Annotated in this window: 22 protein-coding genes; 11 read left to right on the plus strand and 11 right to left on the minus strand. The window is 72.9% G+C overall.

Annotated elements, in window-relative coordinates; translation table 11 throughout:
* Window positions 1-5 precede the first annotated feature (5 nt).
* Window positions 6-449 (minus strand): hypothetical protein, encoded by a 444-nt coding sequence (locus ABZO31_RS20455; protein WP_406862672.1) that lies wholly within the window; start codon window positions 447-449, stop codon window positions 6-8.
* A gap of 110 nt (window positions 450-559) precedes the next feature.
* Between ABZO31_RS20455 and ABZO31_RS20460 the strand changes: the two genes are divergently transcribed.
* On the plus strand, window positions 560-1,354 hold the full coding sequence (locus ABZO31_RS20460) for an alpha/beta fold hydrolase (protein WP_406865416.1): 795 nt from the start codon (window positions 560-562) through the stop codon (window positions 1,352-1,354).
* Here ABZO31_RS20460 and ABZO31_RS20465 read toward each other — a convergent pair.
* On the minus strand, window positions 1,326-3,836 hold the full coding sequence (locus tag ABZO31_RS20465) for a DUF4132 domain-containing protein (protein ID WP_406862673.1): 2,511 nt from the start codon (window positions 3,834-3,836) through the stop codon (window positions 1,326-1,328). The two genes, ABZO31_RS20460 and ABZO31_RS20465, sit on opposite strands and share 29 nt — an antisense overlap.
* A 34-nt stretch (window positions 3,837-3,870) precedes the next feature.
* Window positions 3,871-5,136 (minus strand): MFS transporter, encoded by a 1,266-nt coding sequence (locus tag ABZO31_RS20470; protein WP_406862674.1) that lies wholly within the window; start codon window positions 5,134-5,136, stop codon window positions 3,871-3,873.
* Window positions 5,137-5,236: 100 nt separating this feature from the next.
* On the opposite strand from ABZO31_RS20470, the gene ABZO31_RS20475 reads away from it, so the two are divergent.
* Genes ABZO31_RS20475 through ABZO31_RS20485 form a run of 3 tightly spaced genes read left to right on the plus strand, consistent with a single transcriptional unit; the run spans window position 5,237 to window position 8,585 of the window.
* Window positions 5,237-5,788, plus strand: coding sequence for a MarR family winged helix-turn-helix transcriptional regulator (locus ABZO31_RS20475; protein WP_406862675.1), 552 nt, complete (start codon window positions 5,237-5,239; stop codon window positions 5,786-5,788).
* A gap of 52 nt (window positions 5,789-5,840) precedes the next feature.
* Window positions 5,841-6,137, plus strand: a complete 297-nt coding sequence (locus tag ABZO31_RS20480) for a hypothetical protein (protein ID WP_406862676.1) — start codon at window positions 5,841-5,843, stop codon at window positions 6,135-6,137.
* An 18-nt stretch (window positions 6,138-6,155) separates the two neighbouring features.
* On the plus strand, window positions 6,156-8,585 hold the full coding sequence (locus ABZO31_RS20485) for a DUF4132 domain-containing protein (RefSeq protein WP_406862677.1): 2,430 nt from the start codon (window positions 6,156-6,158) through the stop codon (window positions 8,583-8,585).
* Between the two features lie 10 nt (window positions 8,586-8,595).
* Here the strand turns inward: ABZO31_RS20485 and ABZO31_RS20490 are convergent, their stop codons facing one another.
* The 6 genes from ABZO31_RS20490 to ABZO31_RS20515 all read right to left on the minus strand — a co-directional run bounded on the left by ABZO31_RS20490 (window position 8,596) and on the right by ABZO31_RS20515 (window position 13,341).
* Complete coding sequence (locus ABZO31_RS20490) at window positions 8,596-9,063, minus strand: hypothetical protein (RefSeq protein WP_406862678.1); 468 nt, start codon at window positions 9,061-9,063, stop codon at window positions 8,596-8,598.
* A gap of 102 nt (window positions 9,064-9,165) precedes the next feature.
* Window positions 9,166-9,924, minus strand: a complete 759-nt coding sequence (locus ABZO31_RS20495; RefSeq protein ID WP_406862679.1) for a succinate dehydrogenase iron-sulfur subunit — start codon at window positions 9,922-9,924, stop codon at window positions 9,166-9,168.
* Complete coding sequence (sdhA, locus tag ABZO31_RS20500; RefSeq protein WP_406862680.1) at window positions 9,924-11,678, minus strand: succinate dehydrogenase flavoprotein subunit; 1,755 nt, start codon at window positions 11,676-11,678, stop codon at window positions 9,924-9,926. The genes ABZO31_RS20495 and sdhA overlap by 1 nt, the downstream gene beginning before the upstream one ends.
* A 25-nt stretch (window positions 11,679-11,703) precedes the next feature.
* Window positions 11,704-12,180 carry a succinate dehydrogenase hydrophobic membrane anchor subunit gene (locus ABZO31_RS20505; RefSeq protein WP_406862681.1) on the minus strand — a complete coding sequence of 159 codons (477 nt, stop codon included), beginning with the start codon at window positions 12,178-12,180 and terminating at the stop codon, window positions 11,704-11,706.
* Window positions 12,181-12,188: 8 nt separating this feature from the next.
* Window positions 12,189-12,569 carry a succinate dehydrogenase, cytochrome b556 subunit gene (sdhC, locus tag ABZO31_RS20510; RefSeq protein WP_015035721.1) on the minus strand — a complete coding sequence of 127 codons (381 nt, stop codon included), beginning with the start codon at window positions 12,567-12,569 and terminating at the stop codon, window positions 12,189-12,191.
* 193 nt (window positions 12,570-12,762) lie between these two features.
* Window positions 12,763-13,341 carry a 2-oxo-4-hydroxy-4-carboxy-5-ureidoimidazoline decarboxylase gene (locus tag ABZO31_RS20515; RefSeq protein ID WP_406865417.1) on the minus strand — a complete coding sequence of 193 codons (579 nt, stop codon included), beginning with the start codon at window positions 13,339-13,341 and terminating at the stop codon, window positions 12,763-12,765.
* A 351-nt stretch (window positions 13,342-13,692) separates the two neighbouring features.
* On the opposite strand from ABZO31_RS20515, the gene ABZO31_RS20520 reads away from it, so the two are divergent.
* Together ABZO31_RS20520 and ABZO31_RS20525 are read left to right on the plus strand one after the other, a co-directional pair.
* Window positions 13,693-15,324: a beta-N-acetylhexosaminidase gene (locus ABZO31_RS20520; protein ID WP_406862682.1), complete on the plus strand. Its 1,632-nt coding sequence runs from the start codon at window positions 13,693-13,695 to the stop codon at window positions 15,322-15,324.
* A 164-nt stretch (window positions 15,325-15,488) separates the two neighbouring features.
* A complete protein-coding gene (locus ABZO31_RS20525) occupies window positions 15,489-16,058 on the plus strand; it encodes a hypothetical protein (protein ID WP_406862683.1) in 570 nt (189 codons plus the stop codon).
* A gap of 64 nt (window positions 16,059-16,122) precedes the next feature.
* On the opposite strand, the gene ABZO31_RS20530 is transcribed toward ABZO31_RS20525, so the two are convergent.
* Together ABZO31_RS20530 and ABZO31_RS20535 are read right to left on the minus strand one after the other, a co-directional pair.
* Window positions 16,123-18,825, minus strand: a complete 2,703-nt coding sequence (locus tag ABZO31_RS20530; RefSeq protein WP_406862684.1) for an FG-GAP-like repeat-containing protein — start codon at window positions 18,823-18,825, stop codon at window positions 16,123-16,125.
* Between the two features lie 210 nt (window positions 18,826-19,035).
* Window positions 19,036-19,785: a Clp protease N-terminal domain-containing protein gene (locus tag ABZO31_RS20535; protein WP_406862685.1), complete on the minus strand. Its 750-nt coding sequence runs from the start codon at window positions 19,783-19,785 to the stop codon at window positions 19,036-19,038.
* A 164-nt stretch (window positions 19,786-19,949) separates the two neighbouring features.
* On the opposite strand from ABZO31_RS20535, the gene ABZO31_RS20540 reads away from it, so the two are divergent.
* The 5 genes from ABZO31_RS20540 to ABZO31_RS20560 all read left to right on the plus strand — a co-directional run bounded on the left by ABZO31_RS20540 (window position 19,950) and on the right by ABZO31_RS20560 (window position 23,858).
* Window positions 19,950-20,345: a hypothetical protein gene (locus ABZO31_RS20540; protein ID WP_406865418.1), complete on the plus strand. Its 396-nt coding sequence runs from the start codon at window positions 19,950-19,952 to the stop codon at window positions 20,343-20,345.
* Between the two features lie 103 nt (window positions 20,346-20,448).
* On the plus strand, window positions 20,449-21,030 hold the full coding sequence (locus tag ABZO31_RS20545; protein WP_406862686.1) for an RNA polymerase sigma factor: 582 nt from the start codon (window positions 20,449-20,451) through the stop codon (window positions 21,028-21,030).
* Complete coding sequence (locus tag ABZO31_RS20550; protein ID WP_406862687.1) at window positions 21,027-21,773, plus strand: hypothetical protein; 747 nt, start codon at window positions 21,027-21,029, stop codon at window positions 21,771-21,773. Before ABZO31_RS20545 ends, ABZO31_RS20550 begins: the two co-directional genes overlap by 4 nt.
* A gap of 286 nt (window positions 21,774-22,059) precedes the next feature.
* Window positions 22,060-22,746 (plus strand): RNA polymerase sigma factor, encoded by a 687-nt coding sequence (locus ABZO31_RS20555; RefSeq protein ID WP_406865419.1) that lies wholly within the window; start codon window positions 22,060-22,062, stop codon window positions 22,744-22,746.
* Complete coding sequence (locus ABZO31_RS20560) at window positions 22,746-23,858, plus strand: hypothetical protein (protein WP_406862688.1); 1,113 nt, start codon at window positions 22,746-22,748, stop codon at window positions 23,856-23,858. Before ABZO31_RS20555 ends, ABZO31_RS20560 begins: the two co-directional genes overlap by 1 nt.
* Window positions 23,859-24,032 lie beyond the last annotated feature (174 nt).

The raw sequence follows: 24,032 nt of genomic DNA on the forward strand, positions 1-24,032 counted from the left end.
GGCCGTCACGCGTGGGCCCCGGGTGCGGCCGGCGGGGTCCAGGGGCCCTTCGGGGCCTGGCCGGTCCAGCCCTGCGGGGGCACCGGCGGGACCTGCTCGCGCTCCATCACGCCGCGGCGGCGGATCTTGTTGAGGACGAAGACATTGGCCAGGTGCATCCCGCCCAGGACGAGGAGGACGACTCCGAGCTTGACCGACAGCGCCTCGAACAGGTGACGGGCGTCGGTCACGGCCTCGTCCTGGCTCAGATAGAGCGCGACGAAGCCGAAGTTGACCAGGTAGAAGCCGACCACCAGCAGGTGGTTGACGGCGTCGGCGAGCTTCTCGTTCCCGTGCAGGACGTCTGCGAGGAAGATCCGGCCGTTCCGGCTCAGCGTGCGGGCCACCCAGATGGTGAGGGCCACGCTGATGAGCAGGTAGGCGATGTACGCGACGACAGTGAGGTCCATGTGCCCCACGCTCCCTTGAACGCGTTCAAATGGTGGTGAGGACGACTGTAGACCTCCTGTTGAACGTGTTCAAGTCCGGGTGGGAGTGGGCGTGGACACGTAAGGTCGGCCTGATGCTTACTCATGACGTGGCCGGTGACGGCCCTTCCAGCGTTGTCCTGTTGCACTCCGGCGTCTGCGACCGGCGCATGTGGGACGGGCAGTTCCAGGCCCTGGCCGACGCCGGGCACCGCGTGGTCCGCTGCGATCTGCGCGGTTTCGGCGAGACCCCGATCGGCGAGGCGCACACCCACGCCGAGGACGTCCGCGCGCTCCTCGACGCGCTCGGGATCGAGCGGGCCGCCGTCGTCGGGTCCTCCTTCGGCGGCGAGGTCGCCCTGGAACTCGCCGCGCTGCACCCCGCGAGGGTCTCCGCCCTGGCGCTGCTCTGCGCCGCCGCGCCCGACCACGAGGCGAGCGCGGAACTGCGCGCCTTCGGCCGCAAGGAGGACGAACTCCTGGACGCCGGCGACATCGACGCCGCCGTCGAGCTCAACGTCGCGCAGTGGCTCGGCCCCGACGCGGGGGACGACGCCCGCGCGCTCGTCCGGCTGATGCAGCGCCGCGCCTTCGACCTCCAGCTCCCCGTCCCCGACGAGGACGGCCCGGTCGACGCGGGCGTCGACACCGCCGCCCTCGCCCGGATCGCCGTCCCCGTCCTCGCCGTCTCCGGTGCCCACGACGTCGCCGACTTCCGGCAGATCGCCGCCCGCCTCGCGGACACCCTGCCCGGCGCCCGTCACCTCGAACTGGACTGGGCGGGCCACCTCCCGGCCCTGGAGCGCCCGGCCGAGACCGCCGGGCTGCTCGTGTCGTTCCTCTCGGCCCTCGACGACGTCACAGGTCGCGCAGCAGCTGCGCGGTGATGCTCCGGTCGGTGATCTTCGCGTCGTCCGCCAGCAGGAAGGCCTTCGACAGGATCACCGACAGCAGCCCGCCGTCCTCCTCGAAGGGCAGGAACAGCTTCCCGTCGCGGCCCTTCGGGCCCCGGTCGGCGACGATGCACAGATAGGCGTCGTTCGGCTCCATCAGAACGTTCCCGGAGCCCAGGTGGATCCGGTACGTGCGCCGGTCGCCGCGCACCCGCAGGAACCGGTCCGTCAGCTCGGCCCGGTCCGCTATCCGGGTGCGCGGCAGCAGCCGGGCCAGGGTCTCCCGGCGGATCCGGGCCGCCGCGGTCAGCTCGCCGAAGGCGTACGCGCTCCAGTACGTGCCGTAGGCCCGGTCCGCGCCCCGGTCCCGCCACTCCGGGTCCGTGCCGATCGACGCCACGCCGGTGAACAGGTCCACGTCCCGCAGCGCCTCGGACAGCACCAGCGCCGGGACCTCGGCGAGCGGGGCCCGCTCCCAGGCGCCCCGCGGACCGGCCGAGGCGGCACGGCGCTCCAGGCGCACCTGGTCGGTGGCGCACAGGTCGGCGACACCGTCCCCGGTCGAGCCGCCGTCGTCGACCAGCTCGACGAAGAAGCGGGCCCGCCAGAACACGCCCTCGGCGAGCGGGAGTTCCCCGGGCCGGGGCAGCTCCTTCACCATCTCGGAGGCGGCCGCCTCGCCGAAGAACCCCAGATGTCCGCCCAGCCAGCCGCGCTCGGTCATCAGCGAACGGGCCTGGCGGTAGCGGAGGACGTGGCCGGCGAAGCGGTTCGAGTACGTCTCCGTCGCGAGCTCGGCCGGCGTCAGCGGGTACACCTCGCGGAACACCTGCTTGAACGGCTGCCGCAGCTCCCGCGCGGTCAGTTCGTCCCGCCACTCGGCGACCTCGTCGGCCTCCGCGCGCAGCGGGTGCCACAGCCGCAGCCGGCAGCCGGGCCCGACCGGGCGCGCGGTGCCGTCCGCGCCGGCCAGCGCCCAGCCTCCGCCGGTCCGCTCCGGCAGCCCGGCGGTCCAGTCGGCGTCGCCCGAGGCGACCTCCCACAGCAGCGCACGCGTGACCGTCCCGGTGACCGGGTGGTCCACGTAGAGCCGCTGCCAGTCCTCCGCCGCCCACGTCGTCCCGCCCGTCAGATGCTCCTCCAGGCGGGCCCGCTCGCCGGCGAGCAGCGTCCGCAGCTCCTTCAGGGCCCTGCGGAGCTCCTTCAGCTCGTCGGCCTGCTCCTCCTTCACCGCCTTGGGCGCGGACCTGAGCGGCCTGCCCGCCGGCCCGAGGAAGGCGAGCGCGGCCACGCCGGGCGCCTCGGCGGACAGCACCGCCGTGTACGCCCCGAGGGTCTCCTCCCGCATCCCGCGCGCGTCCAGGCCGTGCGCCGGGACGCCCCGCTCGCGCAGCATCGACGGGGTGAGCCCGGCCCGCGCGGAGACGGTCTCCACGGCTTTGGCGAGGGACTTGAGCACGGTCCGGTTGCGGACCTTGGCCTTGACCCGGCCGAGCGCCTGCACCGCCTGCTCGGCGCGCGGTGCGGGGCACTCGCCGAGGACCGCGATCCCGGTGGTGGCCAGCGTCTGGCTGCGGCACATCCCGCCCGAACCGCCCGTGCCCGTCCCCGCGTTGCGCGCGATCTCGCCGACCAGCGGCACGGCCCAGTCGGCGTCCAGGTCGAGCGCCGTCCACATCAGCCCGCGCACCAGGCAGGTGTTGGTCTCGCCGGCGAGCCCGAACCAGGTCATGCCCCACGGGTCCAGGTCGGAGATCCGGTGCTCCGGCTGGGCGGCCATCCCTTCGAGGAGCCGCCGCACCAGGACCGCACCGGACGCCGTCTCCGCGAGCAGCTCCGCCGCCCGTCTGCGCCAGGTCTTGGTGGCCCGTACCTGCGTCGCCTCCAGGCAGTGCGCGAGGAAGGCGCCCGCGCCCTTCCCGGCCAGCAGCTCCGCGTGGGCGGCCCGCATCGCCGGACCGTAGTCGTCCAGATCGTTCAGTACGTGCCGGAGCAGTCCGTCCGGCCCGACCAGGGGATCCCGGGACAGCAGCGCGGCCATCCGCCGGCTCAGCGGCTCGTGGTCGTCGAGGGACATCGGCCCGCTGCCCCGGGTCAGCCCGTACAACGCCCGCATCCGCGGCAGGTCGAAGTCCCCGGCCTGCTCGGCCGCGGTCACCACGAGCTCCGTCAGCGCCACGAACTCCACCTCGAGGTCGTACGGCCCGACCTCGCAGTCCTTGCCCACCAGCCGTCCGAGCAGCAGATCGGACTCCGCCGGCGTCCAGTCCAGCCACTGCCGCGCGAGCGCGGCCAGCGCCCGCGTCAGGACCTGCTGCGGCTGCCGGCACAGTGACGCGTGCAGGTGCAGCGCGGCCTCCCGCCGCTCCGCCGCGTCCAGCGTCTCCAGCAGCTCGCCGAGCCGCCCCCGGTCCACGGCCCGGTCGGCCGCGACCGCCTCGTTCAGCCTGTCCGCCAGGCCAGTGCTCCCCACCATGCGTACGACGGTAGGGGACCCGACTGACAACGCGTCAGCGGCCCCGGTCCACGGCCCGCTCCACCGCCCGGCCGTCCGCCCGCTCCTCCGTCCCGAACCGTCGTACACCCGGCACCAGCGCCGTCCCGAGGCAGCAGCCGCCGACGATCACCGCCGCCGCCAGCAGCGGGACCTCGGGTCCCCAGGCCGTAGCGGCCAGCGGCCCGAGGAGGTAGCCGAGCGGCATCGCGGCGAGCGAGAGCAGCCAGTCGTACGAGGTGACGCGCGCCAGCGCATGGGCGGGCACGGCCTGTTGGACGGCGGTCTCCCACACCGGGGAGAGGAAGCCGAGTCCGGCCTGCGCGATCCCGTACGCGGCGATCGTCACCGGCGCCGGAGCGGGCAGGGCCAGCAGCACCAGCGGCAGCGCGTACGTCGCGAGGCCCAGGTTGGCGATCAGGACGGGCCGCCGGGGGCGGGCCCGGCCGGCGACGAGCGAGCCGAGCAGCAGTCCGGCCGAACCGGTCCAGAGGAACACGACCCAGGTGGCCTCGCCGCCGAGCCGGCCGATCGCGATCGCCGGGCCGAGGGTCATCAGGACGGCCGCCGCTCCGTTCCAGGCGCTGTGGCCGATGAGGCTGGTCCAGTACCAGTCGCGGGACCTGACCTCCTGCCAGCCCTCGCGCAGGTCGGCGCGGAGCGAGCTGCGGGGGACCGGGACGCGGGCGACGCGGACGGCGGCGAGCAGTACGGCGCTGACGGCGAAGGTGGCCGCGTCGAGGAGGAACGCCCAGCCGGCCCCGACGGTGAGCACCAGCGTGCCGCCGAGCAGGGGGCCGCCGAGGCGGGTGGCGCTCTGGGCGATGCCCAGGGCGGCGTTGGCGCGGTGCAGGGCCGCGGTGGGCACCGTGCCCTTGACCAGCGGCGCGCCGGTCGGCATGGCGAACGCCCCGGCCGCGCCGCCGACGACCTCGGCGGCGGCGATGACCCAGAGGGTCGGGCTGCCGCTCAGCAGCTGGGCACCGACGACGAGTTGGGTCACGCAGCGGACGGCGTCGGTGGTCAGGGCGATGGTGCGGGCGTCGAACCGGTCGCCGGCCACGCCGCCGAGCGGCAGCAGGAGCAGCTTGGGGACCATCGCGCAGGCCAGGACGAGGGCGAGCGCCGAGGTGGAGCCGGTGGCCTTCAGGACGGCCAGCGCGAGCGCGGCGGGGATGACGGCGTCGCCGAGCAGGGAGAGCGTGCGGCCGGCGAAGAGCAGCCGGAAGTCGCGGGTGCGCAGGGGGTGGGGAGCGTGCACGGCGGAGGAGGCGGCGGGCATGGAACGAGAGTATTTCGCCTCCGAAATATTCGCTAACGAATTATTCGTCAGCGAAATATTTGGAGGCGAAGGATCGCGGGTACCGACGTACGATCGGTCCATGGAGCCGACGGAACCCCCCGCCCCACCCGCGGAACCTCCGCGGCGCGACTGGACCGACGACCACGTGGCCCGCTGGCAGCCCGTGCTGCCCGGGCTCGACCCGGTCGTCGAGGGCGCGGTCACCCGTATGAAGAAGCTCTCCGTGCACCTGCGCCGGGTGCGCGAGCAGTCGCTCGTCGACTTCGACCTGGAACGCCACGAGTTCGACACCCTGCACAAGCTGGCCGGCCGCGGCGGCCGCGCCGCGCCCTCCGACCTCGCCCAGGACCTCGACCTCGCGCCCGCCTCCGTCACCGGCCGGCTCGACGCCCTGGAGAAGCGCGGCTTCGTCCGCCGCACCCAGTCCACCACCGACCGCCGCCGGGTCGTCGTCGAGCTCACCGACTCCGGCCGCGAGACCTGGCTCGGCGCGATGGACGTCCTCGGCCACGAGGAGGAACGGCTGCTCGGCGTCCTCGACGCGAACGAGCTGACACGGCTCAACGACATGCTCCGGCGGATCATGCTGGAGGCCGAGGACAGCACCGGCCACCAGCACTGGCCCTCCTGAACCGTCCGCCCCCGCCCGGGCGATGTCAGTCCCGCCTCCTACGCTGCTCCGCATGGCAATGGTCACCTTCGTCGACGAGACGACGTCAGGGGCGCGGACCGAGGCCGGCGGCCTCGCCGTCGCCGAGGAGCGCCTGCCGCTCCGCGAGCTCATCCGCCGCCGCGTCGCGCAGGAGGCCGCGCCCGAGCGCGCGGAGCGCGAGTACGCCCGCGCGGTCGACGCCTTCGGCCGCAACGGCTTCCTGGTCCTGGTCGGCGACCGCCAGATCGAGGACCTCGACGAGACCGTGGAACTGGGCCCGGACACCGAGGTCACGTTCCTCAAGCTGGTCCCGCTGGTGGGGGGCTGACGCACGATGGGGGACGCCATGCGCTCGGTGGAAGTGGTCCAGGACATCGTCGCCCGGGGCGACATGGGCGGACTGGCCCGGGCCCTGGTGCGGATCGGCACCCTCAACGGCAACCGGTGGCCGCGGGAGGAGGCGGAGGTCCTCGTCCTCGTCCGCGCCCTGCCCGAGGACGAACGGACCCGGCTCACCGAGGCCCTGGTCGACCGCTACCAGAAGGGCGGCGACGCCGAGAACGTCCGCGCGGTCGTGCTCACCCTCGCCGGCGCCGCCGGCGCGGACCTGCCCGGCGACCCGCTCTCCGTCGAGCGGCTGCGCCGCATCGACGCGCTGCGGACCGCGTACGAGACCTACAACACGCACGAGCTGGTCACCCTGGCCCGAGGCGAGCTCGACGCCGGCCGCGCGCTGCCCGGCGGCTTCGTCGCCCTGCTGCGGCGCTGTCATCGGACCGCCTACCTGGCCGACAAGACCCTCGCCAGGCTCCTCACACGCCTCGGCGAGCCCGTACTGAGTCCCGGTGAGGCATGGGCCGAGCAGGCCATGGCGCAGGACACCCCGCCCGGGCTGCTCGCGCACCTGCTCACCGCCACCGGCGCCCGGCCCACCGCCGCCTGGGACGAGCAGGCGCTCGCCCTGGCCGAAGAGCCCGAGGCCGTACGGGACGCGGCCGTGCGCTGGCTCGGGCTCGTCGGCGCGCCGCGCACCATCGAGCTGTACGTACGCGAGGGCCGGCCCGACTACAACAGGCTCTACGACCCGCACAACGCCGACGCCCTCAAGGGCCTCGCCTGGTTGGTGTCCCTGCTGCCGCCCGACCCGGCCGCCGTACGGGCCCTGGGCCGGCTCGTCGAGGTCTCCCTGCGCAAGGTCCCCGGCGTCGGCCCGCACAGCCCCAAGGTCGCCAACGCCGCGGTGCTCGCCCTCGCGCGGACCGACCACGAGGCCGCCCTGGCCGAGCTCGCCCGGCTCACGACCAGGGTCACCTACAAGGGGACGCTCAAGCAGCTCACCGCCGCCCTCGACGCCAAGGCGGCCGAACGCGGCGTCGGCCGCGCCGAGATCGAGGAGCTGGCCGTCCCCGCCTACGGTCTCTCCGAGGGCGGCCGTCGCGAGGTCCGCATCGGCGACGCCCGCGGGCTCGTGGAGGTGGCCGGCGCCAAGGCGAGGCTCACCTGGACCAACGCCAAGGGCAGGCAGGTCGCGACCGTGCCCGCCGAGGTCCGCCGCGACCACGCCGACGCGCTCAAGGAACTCAAGGCGTCCGTCAAGGACATCGAGAAGATGCTCGCCGCGCAGAGCGAGCGCCTGGACCGGCTGTTCCTCGCCCGCCGCAGCTGGGACTTTCGGACCTGGCGCGAGCGCGTCCTCGACCACCCGCTGGTCGGCACGGTCGCGCGCCGGCTGATCTGGGCCGTCGGGGGCGAGACCCCGGTCCTCTTCGACGGCACCGACCTGCGCACCCTCGAAGGCGACCCGGTCTGCGTGGGGCGCACGGCCACGATCACCCTGTGGCACCCCGTCGGCCGCCCCGCCGAGGAGGTCCGCGCCTGCCGCGAACGGCTCGAACGGCTCGGCGTGACCCAGCCGTTCAAGCAGGCCCACCGCGAGGTGTACCCGCTGACCGACGCCGAGCGCGCCACCACCACGTACTCCAACCGGTTCGCCGGCCACATCCTGCGCCAGCACCAGCTCAACGCCCTGGCCGCCCAGCGCGGCTGGACGGCCAGGCTGCGGCTGTCCGTGGACGACTCCTACCCGCCGCTGTACCGCGAGCTGCCCGAGTGGGGGCTGCGCGCCGAGTACTGGGTCGAGGGCGCCGGCGGCGACCAGGACGGCGACCTCACGTCGTCGTACGCGTACGCGCAGGTCACCACCGACCAGGTGCGTTTCCACCCGATCGGCTCCGAGCACAACCGGGCCCACGCGGGCGGCGGCCGGTACACCACCGCCTCCGAGCCGATACCCCTGGCCGACGTCCCCGCGCTCGTGCTCTCCGAAGTCCTGCGCGACGTCGACCTGTTCGTCGGCGTGACCAGCGTCGGCAACGACCCGACCTGGCAGGACGGCGGTCCCGGCGGCCGGCACCGCGCGTACTGGACGCGGTACGGCTTCGGCGCGCTCTCGCAGAGCGCCGAGACCCGCCGCGAGCTGGTCGCCCGCCTCGTGCCCCGGCTCGCGATCGCCGAACGCTGCACGGTCGAGGGCCGGTTCCTGCACGTCCGCGGCGACCGTCACACCTACCGGATCCACCTCGGCTCGGGCAATGTGCTCATCGCCCCGGACGACCGCTACCTCTGCATCGTCCCGAGGAGCGGCGCCAGGGCGGTGGACGGCGCGGGCCCGCTGCCGTACGAGGGCGACGGCATGCTCGCCGTCGTCCTCAGCAAGGCGATGCTGCTCGCCGACGACACGTCGATCACCGACCCGACGATCCTGAGCCAGCTGTGACGACAGGACCTCAGATGCTGAGCGTGCGGGCGTAGTTGATCTGACCCATGACCCCGAAGAAGGTGTCGGGCGTGGCGGCCGGGATGAGCACGGCGTGGTGCCGGCCCCCGCTCGTCACCGTCACCTGGACGTAGCCGGTGGTGTGCCGTTCCTTCATCAGCAGGAACAGCAGGCCGAGCAGGCAGAAGACGAAGAAGATCACGGCGAGCACGATCGCCACCGGCGGGATCCGCTCCTCCACCCGCGAGAGGTCCATCGCGTTCCACACCGCGCCCTTGAGCGGCATCGTGCCGGACGGGGTGACGATCTGGTCGCCGACGACGGAGATGTCGCCGATCTGCAGCGTCGGCGCCACCGCCGGCGCGTACTGCGGATAGCCGTAGGCCGGCCCGGGATAGCCGTACGCCGGGGCGCCCGGCTGCTGCTGGGGACCCCACTGGTAGCCGGGGTCCGACTGGTAAGGATTCGGCTCGCTCATCGATCCCCGCTCTCCGCGCACGAAAAAGCCCGCACCTGCACGCAGAAGCGTACCGATGCGGGCCTTTCGCCGTGACGACTCATGACGAATCGTGACGCAGGATCAGAAACGACGCGTGATCAGCGCCTTCTTCACCTCGGCGATCGCCTTCGTGACCTCGATGCCACGCGGGCAGGCGTCGGTGCAGTTGAACGTCGTGCGGCAGCGCCACACGCCGTCCTTGTCGTTCAGGATCTCCAGGCGCTGCTCGCCCGCCTCGTCACGCGAGTCGAAGATGAAGCGGTGCGCGTTGACGATGGCGGCCGGACCGAAGTACTGGCCGTCGTTCCAGAAGACCGGGCAGGACGACGTGCACGCGGCGCACAGGATGCACTTGGTGGTGTCGTCGAAGCGCTCGCGGTCCTCCGCGGACTGCAGCCGCTCACGGGTCGGCTCGTTGCCCTTGGTGACCAGGAACGGCATGACGTCCCGGTACGCCTGGAAGAAGGGCTCCATGTCGACCACGAGGTCCTTCATCACCGTGAGGCCCTTGATGGCCTCGATGGTGATCGGCTTCTCGGGGTTGATGTCCTTGATCAGCGTCTTGCAGGCGAGCCTGTTCTTGCCGTTGATCCGCATCGCGTCCGAGCCGCAGATGCCGTGCGCACAGGAGCGACGGAAGGTCAGCGTGCCGTCGAGGTCCCACTTGATCTTGTGGAGACCGTCGAGCACGCGCTCCTTCGGGTCGATCTCGATCTGGAAGTCCTCCCAGACCGCCGCGTCCGAGACCTCGGGGTTGAAGCGGCGGATCCGGAAGGTGACCGTGATGTACGGGGACGCGGCGGAATCCTTCTCCACCTTGTCCAGAACGGGGGTAGCCATCAGTACTTACGCTCCATCGGCTGGTAGCGGGTCTGGACGACCGGCTTGTAGTCGAGACGGACGGTCTCGGAGCCGTCCTCGCCGACCTCGCGGTACGCCATGGTGTGGCGCATGAAGTTGACGTCGTCGCGGTTCGGGTAGTCCTCGCGGTAGTGACCGCCGCGGGACTCCTTGCGCGCCAGGGCCGAAACGGCCATGACCTCGGCCAGCTCGAGCAGGTTGCCCAGCTCGATGGCCTCCAGGAGATCGGTGTTGAAGCGCTTGCCCTTGTCCTGGATGGACACGTTCTTGTAGCGCTCGCGCAGCTCGGCGATCTTCTCGACGGCCGTCTTGATGGTCTGCTCCGTGCGGAACACCATCACGTTGGCGTCCATCGTCTCCTGCAGCTCGCGGCGCAGGTCGGCGACGCGCTCGCTGCCGGTGGACTCGCGCAGCTTCTCGATCTGCTCGACGACCAGGCTCTCGGGGTTCTCCGGGAGCTCGACGAAGTCGGCCTTGGCCGCGTACTCGGCGGCGGCGATGCCGGAGCGCTTGCCGAACACGTTGATGTCGAGCAGCGAGTTGGTGCCGAGACGGTTGGCACCGTGCACGGACACGCAGGCGACCTCGCCGGCGGCGTACAGGCCCGGGACGACGGTGGTGTTGTCCGCCAGGACCTCACCCTCGACGTTGGTCGGGATGCCGCCCATGGCGTAGTGCGCGGTCGGCTGGATCGGGATCGGGTCCGTGTAGGGCTCGATGCCGAGGTACGTGCGCGCGAACTCGGTGATGTCCGGGAGCTTGGCGTCCAGCTGCTCCGGCGGGAGGTGCGTCAGGTCCAGGTAGACGTGGTCGCCCTCGGGACCGCAGCCGCGGCCCTCGCGGATCTCCGTGTAGATGGAGCGCGAGACGACGTCACGGGACGCGAGGTCCTTCATGACCGGCGCGTACTTCTCCATGAAGCGCTCGCCGTCCTTGTTGCGGAGGATGCCGCCCTCACCGCGGGCGCCCTCCGTCAGCAGGATGCCCATGCGCCAGATGCCCGTCGGGTGGAACTGGAAGAACTCCATGTCCTCCAGCGGCAGACCGCGGCGGTAGCAGGCGGCCTGGCCGTCGCCGGTCAGGGTGTGGGCGTTGGAGGTCACCTTGAAGAACTTGCCGGTGCCGCCGGACGCGTAGATCACGGCCTTGGCCTGGAAGATGTGGATCTCGCCGGTGGCCAGCTCGTACGCGACCACGCCGGCGGACTTCTTGACGCCGTCGACCTCGGTGATCAGCTGGTCCAGGACGTAGAACTCGTTGAAGAACTCCACGCCCTCCTTGACGCAGTTCTGGTACAGCGTCTGGAGGATCATGTGGCCGGTGCGGTCCGCGGCGTAGCAGGACCGGCGGACCGGGGCCTCGCCGTGGTTGCGCGAGTGACCGCCGAAGCGGCGCTGGTCGATGGTGCCGTTCGGGGTCCGGTTGAACGGCAGACCCATCTTCTCCAGGTCGAGGACGGCGTCGATGGCCTCCTTCGCCAGGATCTCGGCGGCGTCCTGGTCGACCAGGTAGTCACCGCCCTTGACCGTGTCGAAGGTGTGCCACTCCCAGTTGTCCTCCTCCACGTTGGCCAGCGCGGCGGCCATGCCGCCCTGCGCGGCGCCCGTGTGGGAGCGGGTGGGGTAGAGCTTCGTCAGCACGGCGGTGCGGCTGCGCTTCGTCGCCTCGATGGCGGCACGCATGCCGGCGCCGCCGGCGCCGACGATGACGGTGTCGTACTTGTGGATCTTCATGACGTGGATTACCTCAGCCCCGTGCCTAGCGGATGTTCGGGTCGAAGGTGAAGATCACCAGCGTGCCCAGAAGGATGGTGAACACCGTGGCGGTGTACAGCAGGCCCTTGAGCCACAGGCGCGTGTTCGGACGCTCCGCGTAGTCGTTGATGACGGTGCGGAGGCCGTTGCAGCCGTGCAGCATGGCGAGCCAGAGCATCAGCAGGTCCCAGGTCTGCCAGAACGGGGACGCCCAGCGGCCGGCCACGAAGGCGAAGCCGATCTTGGAGACGCCGCCGTCCAGGAAGAGCTGGATCAGCAGGTGGCCGAGGACCAGGACCACGAGGACCACGCCGGACAGACGCATGAAGAGCCATGCGGCCATCTCGAAGTTGCCGCGGGTCACGCGCGGGGTCTTGCCGGTGCGCTTGCGGGGGGCCTCGATGTACGGGGCCGGGTTGTCCACGTCGTACTGGGCAGCGCCCTCGACGGGACCGATCGCGGAAGTGGTGTCAGCAGACATGTCTGAGGTCAGCTCCCGAACAGTTCACGTGCGGCGTGGCCGAGGACGGGGTACAGCGAGCCCGCCATCAGCACGACCCAGATGCCCACGACGGTCCAGAGCATCTGCTTCTGGTAGCGCGGGCCCTTGGACCAGAAGTCCACGGCGATGACACGCAGGCCGTTGAGCGCGTGGAAGAGGATGGCGGCGACGAGGCCGTACTCCAGCAGAGCGACGATCGGCGTCTTGTAGGTCGCGACGACCTCGTCGTACGCCTCGGGGGAGACGCGGACGAGAGCGGTGTCCAGCACGTGTACGAACAGGAAGAAGAAGATGAGGACGCCGGTGACTCGATGAGCCACCCAGGACCACATTCCTTCCCGGCCGCGGTACAGCGTTCCAGCCGGCACGGAAAAACCCTCCGGGAGCGGGGATCGGGGCCGGCCGGCTTCTCTGTCGGTCAGGCCCGGCCGGGTACGGTCCACCGGCCCCGGTCATCGTAGCGACGACTTGTCGGTTCGCTCGCGCGGGGTCCATAGGTGTGATCAAAGTGGCACGGACGGGCTATCACCGGGCCCTGGTACGACCGCATTCCGGACGCTCTCACGGCGCGGCGACCGTTCGGGTGAGGCGGGAGCGGGCCAGCCTGCGGAGTTCGTCGGCGGCCACCACGCGCTCCTCCTCGCGTTCGTTGCCGAGTCGTGACCTGATGCCGGCGAGGACTGCGTCAAGTCGCTCGGCCCGGTGCACGCCGTCCAGGCTGATCACGAAGGCGTGGCCGAAGGTGCTCTCGTACGCGGCGTGGGCGGCGCGCAGCGCGGTCTGCGCGGCGGCCGGGGTGCCGGCGGCGGGCGCCGCGGAGGACTCGCGGGCCAGGGCCTCGTCGAGGTCGGCGCGGGAGAGGTCGTAGCTGGCCTCGTCGGCGGCGGCGAGCAGCGCGTCGACGGTGGGGTAGGGCCGGTGGGCGGCGACCCGCTCGGCCCACCGGAGGCTGCCGCAGCAGCCGAGGAGCGTGGCCTCGGCGGCGGGGCGCGGGGCGGTGTTGAAGCCGGCGAGCCCGCCGGGGTGCCGGGTGCTGCCGTGCCGGGCAGGTATGGCGGGGGTGACCGGGTTCCCGGAGCGGGCGTGGGTGTCGCTGGTCAGCGTGAGCTCCGAACGCGGGACGGGAAGGGTGAGGTGGATGCGGCGTCACGCTATCGACGGACCGGGAGAAGTGACCGACGGGTGCGCGAATTTCACCCGGAGGGGAGCGTTTCGGGACCGGGGCGTGACGAAAGCCGCCCCCGGGACGGGTGAATTGCGCCGAATGGGTGACGCGGCTCTGTCGCCGGGTACCGATGAAACGCCGCGGAGGGTCGGCGCGGGCGGTCGCCGGGGCGGCTCGCACGTTGCTGCGGCCGGCGGGGCGGTGGGGGGCGGGGTGGCGGGTTGCCGGGGCCGGTGGTTGCCCGTGGTGCGGGGTGGGGCGTTGGTCCGTTCGCCCCGTTCGACACGAATGGCCGGTGGCGTCCGTTTGGGGGAGGATGCCGAGTGATGCGGTACCTCATACGTGGCCGGCGGACCGGTCCCGGTCTGGTGGCCGCCGCGGTGGCAGTGGCCACGGTGGCGGCCTGTTCGAACGGATCGTCCGGGGCGGGCGCCGGGACGAGCGCGCCGCCCGCCGCGACCTCCTCCGCGACCTCCTCCGCCCCGGCCACGACCACCGCGCCGGCCCCGAAGCCCTCGCCGACCCGGACGTACCCGCTCTCCACGGCGCCGCGCACGATCCCCGCCGTCCTGGAGCACCGGCCCGCCCGCGGCCCCGGCTGGAGCCCCGGCCCGGACGCCGGGATCGTGATCGCCCCGGGCAGCGCGGAGCTCGCCGACGAGGCGCGGCTGCTCGCCGGGGAGCTGAAGGTCGCCTACCGGGGCGAGGCCGCCGCCGGCCCGGGCGACGTCGAGCTGGCGCTCGGCGGTTCGGGCGCGCCCGAGTCGTACATCCTGACCACCACCGGCGGCCGGGTCCGGATCACCGGCCCCGACGAGGCCGGCGTCTTCTACGGCACCCGCACGGTCAAGCAGGCGGTGCGGTCCGCCGGCGTGGTGCCCGAGGGCGTGATCCTCGACCGGCCGGCGAAGCCGCAGCGCGGACTGATGGTCGACATCGCCCGCAAGCACTTCACGGCCGGCTGGATCGAGGACCGGATCCGGGAGCTCGCGGATCTGAAGCTCAACCAGATCGGACTGCACTTCTCCGACGACCAGGGCTTCCGCATCGAGTCCGACACGCACCCCGAGGTGGTCTCGCAGCAGCACCTGACCAAGGCCGAGGTGCGCCGCATCATCGCCCTGGCCCGGAGCCTGCACATCACCGTCGTGCCCGAGATCGACTCGCCGGGACACCTCGGCGCGGTGCTGCGCGCCCACCCCGACCTCCGGCTGCTCAACGTGCAGGGCACGCCCCGGCAGGGCGCGATCGACATCTCGAAGCCGGAGTCGGCACGGCTCGTGGACGAGCTGCTGCGCGAGTACGCGGGGCTGTTCCCCGGCGCCTGGTTCCACGTCGGCGCGGACGAGTACCAGGCCCTGACGGTGCGGGACCCGGCCGCCTCGTACCCGCAGCTGGCGAGCGCGGCGGCGCGGAGGTACGGCCCGTCGGCGACCGTCCGTGACCTCGCGGAGGGCTGGCTGAACGACCGCGCGGCGGTGGTGCGCGGCGCGGGCAAGACGGCGAAGGCGTGGAACGACGGCTTCTTCCGCGGCGGCACGGTCGACGCCGACCGGCGCATCGAGGTGGAGTACTGGACCGGCAAGGAGATCGGCGCCCGCCCGCCGGCGGAGTACCTCGCCGAGGGCCGGAAGGTCGTCAACCTCAACGACGAGTACCTCTACTACGTCCTCGGCGAGCCGAACCAGTTCACGTACCCGACCGGCCGTCGTATCTACGAGGAGTGGACGCCGCGGGTGCTGCGCGGTTCGACGGCGGTGCCGGCGCGGTACGACGCGCAGATCCTCGGCGGCACGTTCGCGGTCTGGTGCGACCTGTCCGGGGCGCAGACGCAGGCGCAGGTCGCGGCCGGGATCCGGCTGCCGCTGGCGGCGACGTCCCAGAAGCTGTGGGACGCGCGGACGCCGACGGCGAGCTGGCAACGTTTCCGGGCGCTGGCGGACGAACTGCGCGGCTGAGGCCGCGGCCGATGTACCGTCCCGACCCCGTCCGGCGGTTACTCGTTGTGGACGACCTCTAGCCATGAGGCATGGACCGGTGGCATATTTTCGGCCGCACAGTGACGAAAACACGCCAGTCGGCGCAGTAAGGGAAGTACTGCGTCCGTGACGGGAGGCGTCCCATGACGTCGGCAACGAGCCGAAGCCTGCAGGAAATGATCGCCGTGGCCGACGAGCGCAGCCTGGCCGCCGCCGGGCTCGCCTGCCTGGACCGCTGTCTGCCGCTGCTCGACCCCGAGGCGGCGGACGTGTTGCGTCCGGCGTGGGCCGCGGTCGCCCGCGGAGGCGGCGGGCCCGCCTGGGGCGAGGCCGTCGCCAAGGCCGGCGTCGAACTCGCCGCGGCCGCCGGCCCGCACGCGGCTGACGTGCGCGGCATGCTGGGCGACGCGCCCGGCGACTGGTCCGCCGGACCGCTGCGCGCCTGGGCCGACGCCTGTTCGGCCACCGCCCTCGTGCTCCACGCGCGCTACGACGCCGGCGAGGAGAGCGAGCGCGCCGCGCTCGTGGAGCGCTGCCGGGCCGGCGAACCCGACGGCGCGGGCCCGCTGCTCGCCGGGGAACTCCGCCGCCAGCAGGCCGTGCTCGACTCGGCCGCGGGCGGCCCGACCGGCCTGCGCCGCGCCCGGGACCTGTCGACGGAGGGCCGCCGGGTCCTGAAGGCCGTGGTCTCCCGGCGCGCTCGCGCCAACTGACGTACCGGAAGGGCCCGCCGGACGACGTCCGGCGGGCCCTTCCGCGTGCTGCGGGACTACGGGACTACGGGACCAGCGGGACCATGCCGACCCGCACCCCGGCCGCCGCACCCAGCTCGGTGAGGCCGTAGTAGAGGCCGGACGTGCGGACCGCGCCGGAGCTGCTGCTGTCGATCTGCAGCACCGTGCCGTTGTTCGCGTCCTCGCCGTCCGCGCCGATGGCCAGATCGGCCCGGGTGAAGCCGGACAGGTCCTTCAGCGCGACGGAGGAGCCGAAGCGGTCGTTGGCCTCGGCGCCGCCGGGCACACCGCTGTAGCCCTGCGCGAAGCCGGTCGAGCCGGTGCCGGTCGGGCCGGTGGCCGAACCGCGGACGAGGACCGCCATGCCGGCGTTCGCGAGGACGGCGCCGTTCTGGCTGATGTCCTGGCCCGGCATCCCGACGAGGATGTCGTCGTACCCGTCGAGGTCGAGGTCGCCGGCCGAGACCGCGGTCCCGAAGTCGTCGCCCACCTCGCCGGTGCCGTACACGTACGCCGTGTCCTGGCCGATCGTCTTGCGGTTGGCCGAGCTCAGCCCGGCGGACGAGCCGAAGACCGTGGTGACGGCGCCGCCCTTGAGCGTGTGACCGGACTCCGTGGTCGACGGCTGGCCGACGACCACGTCGTCGTAGCCGTCGCCGTTGACGTCGCCCGCGGCCAGCGAGCGGCCGCCGCGCGCGTCCAGGGTGCCCGCGCGCTGCAGGCCGGTCGCCGAGCCCTTCAGCCAGACCAGCCGGCCGGCGGCGGACGGGTCGCGGTAGTTGATCAGGACGTCCGCGTAGCCGTCCTTGTCGAAGTCGCCGCTGACCGCCGCGCCGAAGACGACGGCCGCGGTGTACGCGGACGCGCCCAGGTTGCCGGACTTCGCGGCCCCGGTGGCGCCGTCGTAGGCCCACCAGCGGCCCGGGGTGCCGGGCGCCACGGAGAGGACGTCCGCCTTGCCGTCGGCGTTGAAGTCGCCGGTCGTCACCGCGGAGCCGAGCTTCTCGCCGGCCGCCCGGCCGGCGGTCCAGTGGTCGCGGCCGGTGGTGAGGCCGGGGCCGTACAGGACGGAGACCGCGCCGGTGTCGGTCTGGCCGGTGGCGCCGTCCTCGCCGGGCGTGCCGACGACGAGGTCCGCGTGGCCGTCGCCGTTGACGTCGCCCCAGGCGGAGGAGTAGCCGAAGAGGTCACTGGCCTCGTTGGCGTCGGGCACGCCCGCGCTGTTCTGGTCCAGGTTCTTCTTCGCGGTGTGGCTGGGGCCGGCGGTGGTGCCGGGCAGCACGCTGACGCGGCCGGCGAACCCGGTCTGCCGCGGCAGACCGACGACCAGGTCGGCGATGCCGTCCCGGTTGAAGTCGGACGTCGGGATCGCGGAGTTGCGGCCCGGCTTGGCCGCGAAGTCGCGGATCGCGCCGAGCTTGGAGTACAGGTTCGCGCCGGGGCACTCGGTGGCGAAGCCGTCGCGGTGGCCGGAGACTGTGTTGAAGACGACGTCGCCGTCCGGCGAGGTGGTGCCGTCGGGGTTGGTCTTCAGCCTGGTCAGCGTGACCTTCGCGGTGGGGCTCACCCCGTACTGGCCGAGCTTGTACGCGGCGATGCGCGCGGCGGACTCCAGGGCGGCCCGGGTGGGCTTGCCCGTCTCGAAGTTGCCGAGCAGCGCGATGCCGGTGGAGTACGAGTTGAAGCCGGAGGTGTGCGCGCCCTTGACCGGCAGGTCCGTGCCGCCGCCGCGGCCCTCGAAGATCCGGCCGCACTTGTCGACCAGGAAGTTGTAGCCGAGGTCGTTCCAGCCGTTGGTCTGGGTGTGGAACAGCAGGATGCTGCGGACCAGGGCGGGGGACTGCGAGCAGCTGTAGTTGTTGCTGTCCACCGTGTGGTGGATGTACGCCGCCTGGATCTTGTCGATGTACTCCGGCGGGTCCTCGACCTTCGACTCGTCCGCGCCCCACTGGGCGCGCGTGACGATCGGCGGCCTGTTGGTGTTCGACGGCGGGGCCACGGGGACGGTGGCGGTCGGCGTCGGGGTGGCCGTCGGCGTCGGGTCCGTGCCGGGGGTGGCGGACGGCGACGCCGGGTCGGCGGGCGCGGTCTCCGTGGCCGTGGCGCTCGGCGAGGCGGGGTCGCTCGGCGAGGCGGGATCGCTCGGCGTCGGGCTCGCGCTCTCCTCGGCCGCGAACGCGGCGGGCACGGCGAACGCCAGGTCGCTGGTGTCCGTGCCGGGCTCGGCCTCGACCTCGGTGGCGCGGCCCTCGGCCTTCGCCTCCTGCGGCGTCAGGCCCGGGTCGATCAGGTTCAGTTCCAGTCCGCCGGGCAGCGGGATCCGGCTGCCGTCCGGGTCGACGACACGGGCCTGGGCTCCGTCGGACGGCCCGACCCACAGGGGCTCGGTGGCGCCGCGGCTCGCGGTGAGGTCGTCGCCCTCGGCCAGGTCGGCGGCGCGCTCCAGGCGCTGCCAGCCGCTCCACTTGCCGGTCTCGACGGACTTCGTGCGGACCTCGACGGTGCCGTCGAACTTCGCCTTCGCGGAGTCCCAGCTGACGCCCACCATGGAGAACTGCTTCGTGTCGGTGCTCGGCAGCTCGCGCTTGCCGGTCCCGGTGGTCTTCAGGGCGTAGTCGAAGACCCCGCCCTTGCGCGGTGCGGGTGGTGCGGGCGGGTCGTCGGACGGATTCGCCACCGCGACGGTGACGACGCCGGCCCCGCCGAGGACGACGGCACCCAGGGTCAGCCAGGCGCGGCGTTTCATACTCAGAGGTCGGTACGCATGCGATCTGCGTGGGCTCAAGTGCCCCACTCCTCGGGTGAGTTACGTACTCAGAAGTTCACTTCGGGCCCGCTGGTCACAGCAGGCACACTCACTCACCCAGCGAAGGTGCGTACGTAAACGTCACGCCGGCCAAGAGTTCTGTGGCGCGGATCACAGTCCGCGCCACAGGGTCGTCGCTCTGTCGGTCCGTCAGGCCGTCGGGGCCTCCGGCTCGGAGATCGTGATCGAGGCGAGGGCCTCCGCGATCTCGGTCTCGGCGGTCGCCTTCGACACGCCGAGGCCGGACAGCACGCCCTTGCCGTCCTCGTGCTCCAGGAGGGCCAGCAGGATGTGCTCGGTGCCGACGTAGTTGTGCCCCAGGCGCAGGGCCTCGCGGAACGTCAGCTCCAGGACCTTCTTCGCGTCCGCGTCGTACGGGATCAGCGCCGGGACGTCCTCGGCCTGCGGCGGCAGCGTCGGGGTCACCGCGTTGCGCACCGCCTCCTCGGTGACGCCGTGCCCGGTCAGCCACTTCATGGCGAGCGACTCGGGTTCGGCCAGCAGACCGAGGACGAGGTGGCCGGGCAGGGTCTGCGCGTTGCCGACCGCCCGGGCCTCCTCCTGCGCTGCCACGACCACGTTGCGGGCGCGCGGGGTGAAGCGGCTGAACCCGGCGTTCGGGTCCATCTTCGCGGCGTCCGGGTCCTTCGGCACGAACCGCTTCTGCGCGGCCTGCCGGGTGACGCCCATGCTGTGGCCGATGTCCGTCCAGGAGGCACCGGAGCGGCGGGCCTGGTCGACGAAGTGGCCGATGAGGTGGTCGGCGAGGTCCCCGAGGTGGTCGGCCGCCAGGACCGCGTCGGAGAGCTGGTCGAGGGCGTCGGTGTGGACCTTCTTGATGGCCTCGATCAGGTCGTCGAGGCGCACGGGAACGTTCGTACCGCGTGGGTTCGTCGTCATGAGGCAACCCTAGGTTGACAGTTCGCGAGTGTCAACCTTCGGTTGACATCTACCCGCGTCGCGATGTGACGACGGACACGTTGCCGACGCGTGACGATCTTGGACACGGCGGCGCTTGGTCTGGCGTGGATGAAGACTCATTGAGCTTGCCGACAGCGGACGGGATGCGGCCGTACGTCACACGCTTCGTGGACGGACTGACCCGGCGCAGCCGTCTCCCGCTCGACTACTCCGTGGCCAGCCTGCGCCTGGTCGACCTGGTCGTGGACGGGCTCCGCCGCGACCGGCCCGAACGGGTCCGGGTGGACGCGATCCTGCAGGGGCTCGGCGCGTACACCGGCGAGGTGATCGTGCGCCGGGCCGGCGGCCGCTGGACGGACTTCGACGAGGCACAGCGCGAGTACTTCGGGCAGCCGGTGGGGGTCCGGATGCCCGACGGGCGGGCGTGGAACCCGCTCGGCAAGGTCGTCAACCGGTTCGAGAACGGCCCGGAGGACTCCGTGGAGCGGTTCTATCTGATGCTGCACGGGAGGGCGCGCACGCCTGTCGAGTGCCTGTGACGTTTCTGTGGACAGAGACGCTGATCAACGGGGGGCGGCTGTGCGCTTCCCCCGGGGGACATGGGCACGATGACCGGTGCCGAGTCGGCACGAAGAGGGAAGCGTGGGGGCGTACGACGAGGAGCTGGGCGCCGAGGTCGAGCGGGCCCAGGGCGGGGACGAGGACGCCTTCGCCCGGGCCTACCGGCTGGTGCAACCGGGACTGCTCGGGTATGTACGGGGACTGGTCGGGGAGGACGCCGAGGACGTGGCCTCCGAGGCCTGGCTGGAGATAGCCCGGGACCTGGGACGGTTCCGCGGCGACGGGGCGGGCTTCCGGGGGTGGACGGCCACGATCGCCCGGCACCGGGCACTGGACCACCTGCGCCGGCAGCGGCGCCGGCCCCGGACCGCCTTACTCGAGCAGGACGTACTGGAACTGCCCGGATCGCACGACACGGAAGACGCCGCGCTTGAATCGCTGTCGACCGGGCAGGCGCTCGCCCTGATCCGTAACCTGCCGAGGGAGCAGGCCGAGGCGGTGCTGCTGCGGGTGGTCGTCGGACTCGACGGCCCCGCGGCGGCACGCGTCCTCGGCAAGCGTCCGGGAGCGGTCCGCACGGCGGGGTACCGGGGACTGAGGAAACTGGCCGGGCTGCTGGCCGCCGAGCCGCCGCAGGGGCAGAAGGACAAGAGAAGACCATGACACGCCAGCGCGACCCCCGGGAGAACCCGGCGGACGCCGAACAGGACGCCGAACCGGACGCCGATCCGGCCAGGGGCACCGCCGACGGCCTGCCCGACGGCCCGGTGACGGCCCCCCTTGCCGAGCCCCTGCGGGCCGCGCTGCGGGTCGGCGCCGAGGGCGCCCCCGGAGACGCCCGGGACCCCCACGAGGCCGCCGCCGTCGACGCGTTCCGGCGGGCCCGGGACGCCGGGGAGCACCGCTCGCGCCGGACCCGGCGCCGGGACGACTGGCGGCCGGCGACGGTACGGAGCAGGGGCGCCGCGCCGGTACGGGCCGTGGGCCTCGGGGTCGCCGTCACCGTGCTGCTCGGCGGGGTCGCCGTGGCCGCCGGGACCGGCGTGATCCCCGACCTGCCGGACCCCGGACCCGGCCCCTCCGCCCCCGCCTCCCGCGCCCCCCGGCCCGCCGAGGACCAGCCGGCACCGCGCCCGGAGGACACCCCCGACGGGAGGTCCGCCCCCGGACCCGGCCCGTCGAGCGGGCCCGGGCGGGAGCGACCGGACACCGCCGCGGACGAGGCGGCGCACTGCAGGACGTACCTCGCCGCCATGACCCGCAAGGGCAAGGCGCCCGACGGCACGGCCTTCCGGCGGCTGGAGGCGGAGGCCGGCGGCCCCGAGCGGGTGGCGGAGCACTGCGCCCCGGTGCTCGGCGAGCAGGAGCGGGAGCCGCGCCGGAAGCGGGAGAAGAAGGAACAGTGACGGGGCGCGCGACGGCGAGGAGCCCCGGAATGCGACGACGACCGGGGCCGCCACCCCCCACAGGAGAGGCCCCGGTCGTCATCGTCGGAGCCGCAGCACGGCCCCGTACTCCACTCAGCGCCGTGACTGCGTTTTCTGTCACACCGCACTGCGCGGTGGTTCAGTTGCAGCTTGTACAAACACGCGGATGCGCATGGACGTGACACCCGGTGAGGACGTAGCGTGGCGCTGCGCGCACCGTCGCGCGACGGTGGTGACCAGCCGCGATGACGAACAGGTGTGGGGTTTGCTGGGGGACGACGCGGAGCTGACCGCCGCGGTGCTTGCGGCGCAGCACGGGGACGAGGACGCCTTCCGGGCGGTCTATCGCGCCGTGCAGCCCCGGCTGCTCGGCTACATACGCTCCCTGGTCGGCGAGACCGACGCCGAGGACGTGGCCTCCGAGTCCTGGCTCCAGATCGCCCGTGACCTCGACCGGTTCAGCGGCGATGCCGACCGCTTCCGCGGCTGGGCGGCCCGGATCGCCCGCAACCGCTCGCTGGACCACATTCGGATGCGCGGCCGCCGCCCCGCCGTCGGCGGCGACGAGACCGAGCTGACCGACAAGCCCGCCGACTCCGACACCGTGGCCGAGGCGATGGAGTCCCTGTCCACCAGCCGCACCATGGATCTGATCGCCACGCTCCCGCAGGACCAGGCCGAGGCCGTGGTGCTGCGCGTGGTCGTCGGACTGGACGCGAAGACCGCCGCCGACACCCTCGGCAAGCGCCCCGGCGCGGTCCGCACCGCCGCCCATCGCGGCCTGAAACGCCTGGCCGAACTCCTCGGCGACGGATCCGGTCGACACGGAACCGACGCGAGCGGAACCTCCTCTTCCTTGGAGGGCGTACCCCCGCAGCCCGGGCGCAGGTCGGACCCGACCGCGCCGGGCGGTGTGACGCATTCACGCGCGCGGACGCAGAAGGACATGTGATGGCCGACGAGCGGTACGAGTGGCTCGACCTGGAAGCCGCGGAGCGACTGCTGCGCGGCGACTCGGTCGACCCCGTCGACGATCACGAACGCGCCGCGGCCGCACGGCTGACCGAGGCCCTCGAATCCGTCCGCCGCGCCCCGCTCCCCGCGGCGGCTCCGCTTCCGGGCGAGGAGGCGGCGCTGGCCGCGTTCCGGTCGGTCTCCCGGGCCCGTGACGCAGCGGCCGCCCCCGGTGCCGCGACCGCGGAGCTGAGCGACGTACGCCTCGTGTCGACCGGCCACCGGGCCCGCCGCAAGCGCTGGTCCCGCTCCTTCCGGTTCGGCCTGGCGGCCTCGGTCGCCGGCCTCGCCGTCGGCGGCGTGGCCGTGGCCGCCGGCACCGGCATGCTGCCGACGCCGTTCGACGGCCCGGCGCCCGCCAGCTCCGTCTCGGCCGCGGCCTCGCCCGGCCCCGAGGACACCGACGGGCCGGACGACGACAGCGACTCCAGCCACACCCCGGACGACGGCCACTCCCACGGCGCGGAGTCGACCGCGCCGCCCTCCGGCGGCCCGTCGAGCACCCCGCCGGCGACCGGCGGCCCGGACGCCGGGACGAGCGGCAGCCCGGACGCGGGCACCGACGGAAGCCGCGACCGCGACAAGCTGCGCGCCCGGTACGTCGAGGCCTGCCTCGACCTGCGGGCCGGCAAGCTCGACACCGCCGAGCGGCGCCGGCTGTCCTCGGCACCCAGGGGCAGTGAGACGGTGAAGACGTTCTGCGACCGCCTGCTCGGCGACACGGACGGGTCCGCCGGCGACCGGGACTCGAGCGGTTCGGGCGATTCCGGCGATTCCGGCGGTTCGGGCAGTTCCTCCGGCGACGGCGACTCCGGCAAGAGCGACGACGGCTCCGACGGGGGCTCGAACGACGGCACGGGCACCGGTATGCGTACCGGTGGCGACGGCTCCGACGACCGCGCCGCGGTCACGGACGTCTCCACCCCCGTCACGACCGTCTCGTTCCGGCCGCTCGCGCCCTACCCGGGCGGCTCCGCCGACGAGGCCGGCACGGCCGGCACCGACGGTGCCGACGAGGCCCATCAGGCGCCCGTCACCCGCTCCGCCTGAGCGCGGACTCCTTCCACACCCTTCTGACCTGCGGCGATGCGCGGCCTTGCTCCCGTTATCGTTTCGTTTCCGAGAGGGTGTGACGTTTTCGGGCCCGGCGACGCAGTACTGAATGAGCCGACTGGTCATCGGCGGCGCAGAACGAGCCGGGGTTCCCCCCGTACCTACGGCTCG

Origin of the sequence: Streptomyces solicamelliae (genome assembly GCF_045348655.1) — a bacterium.
Taxonomy (GTDB): domain Bacteria; phylum Actinomycetota; class Actinomycetes; order Streptomycetales; family Streptomycetaceae; genus Streptomyces; species Streptomyces solicamelliae.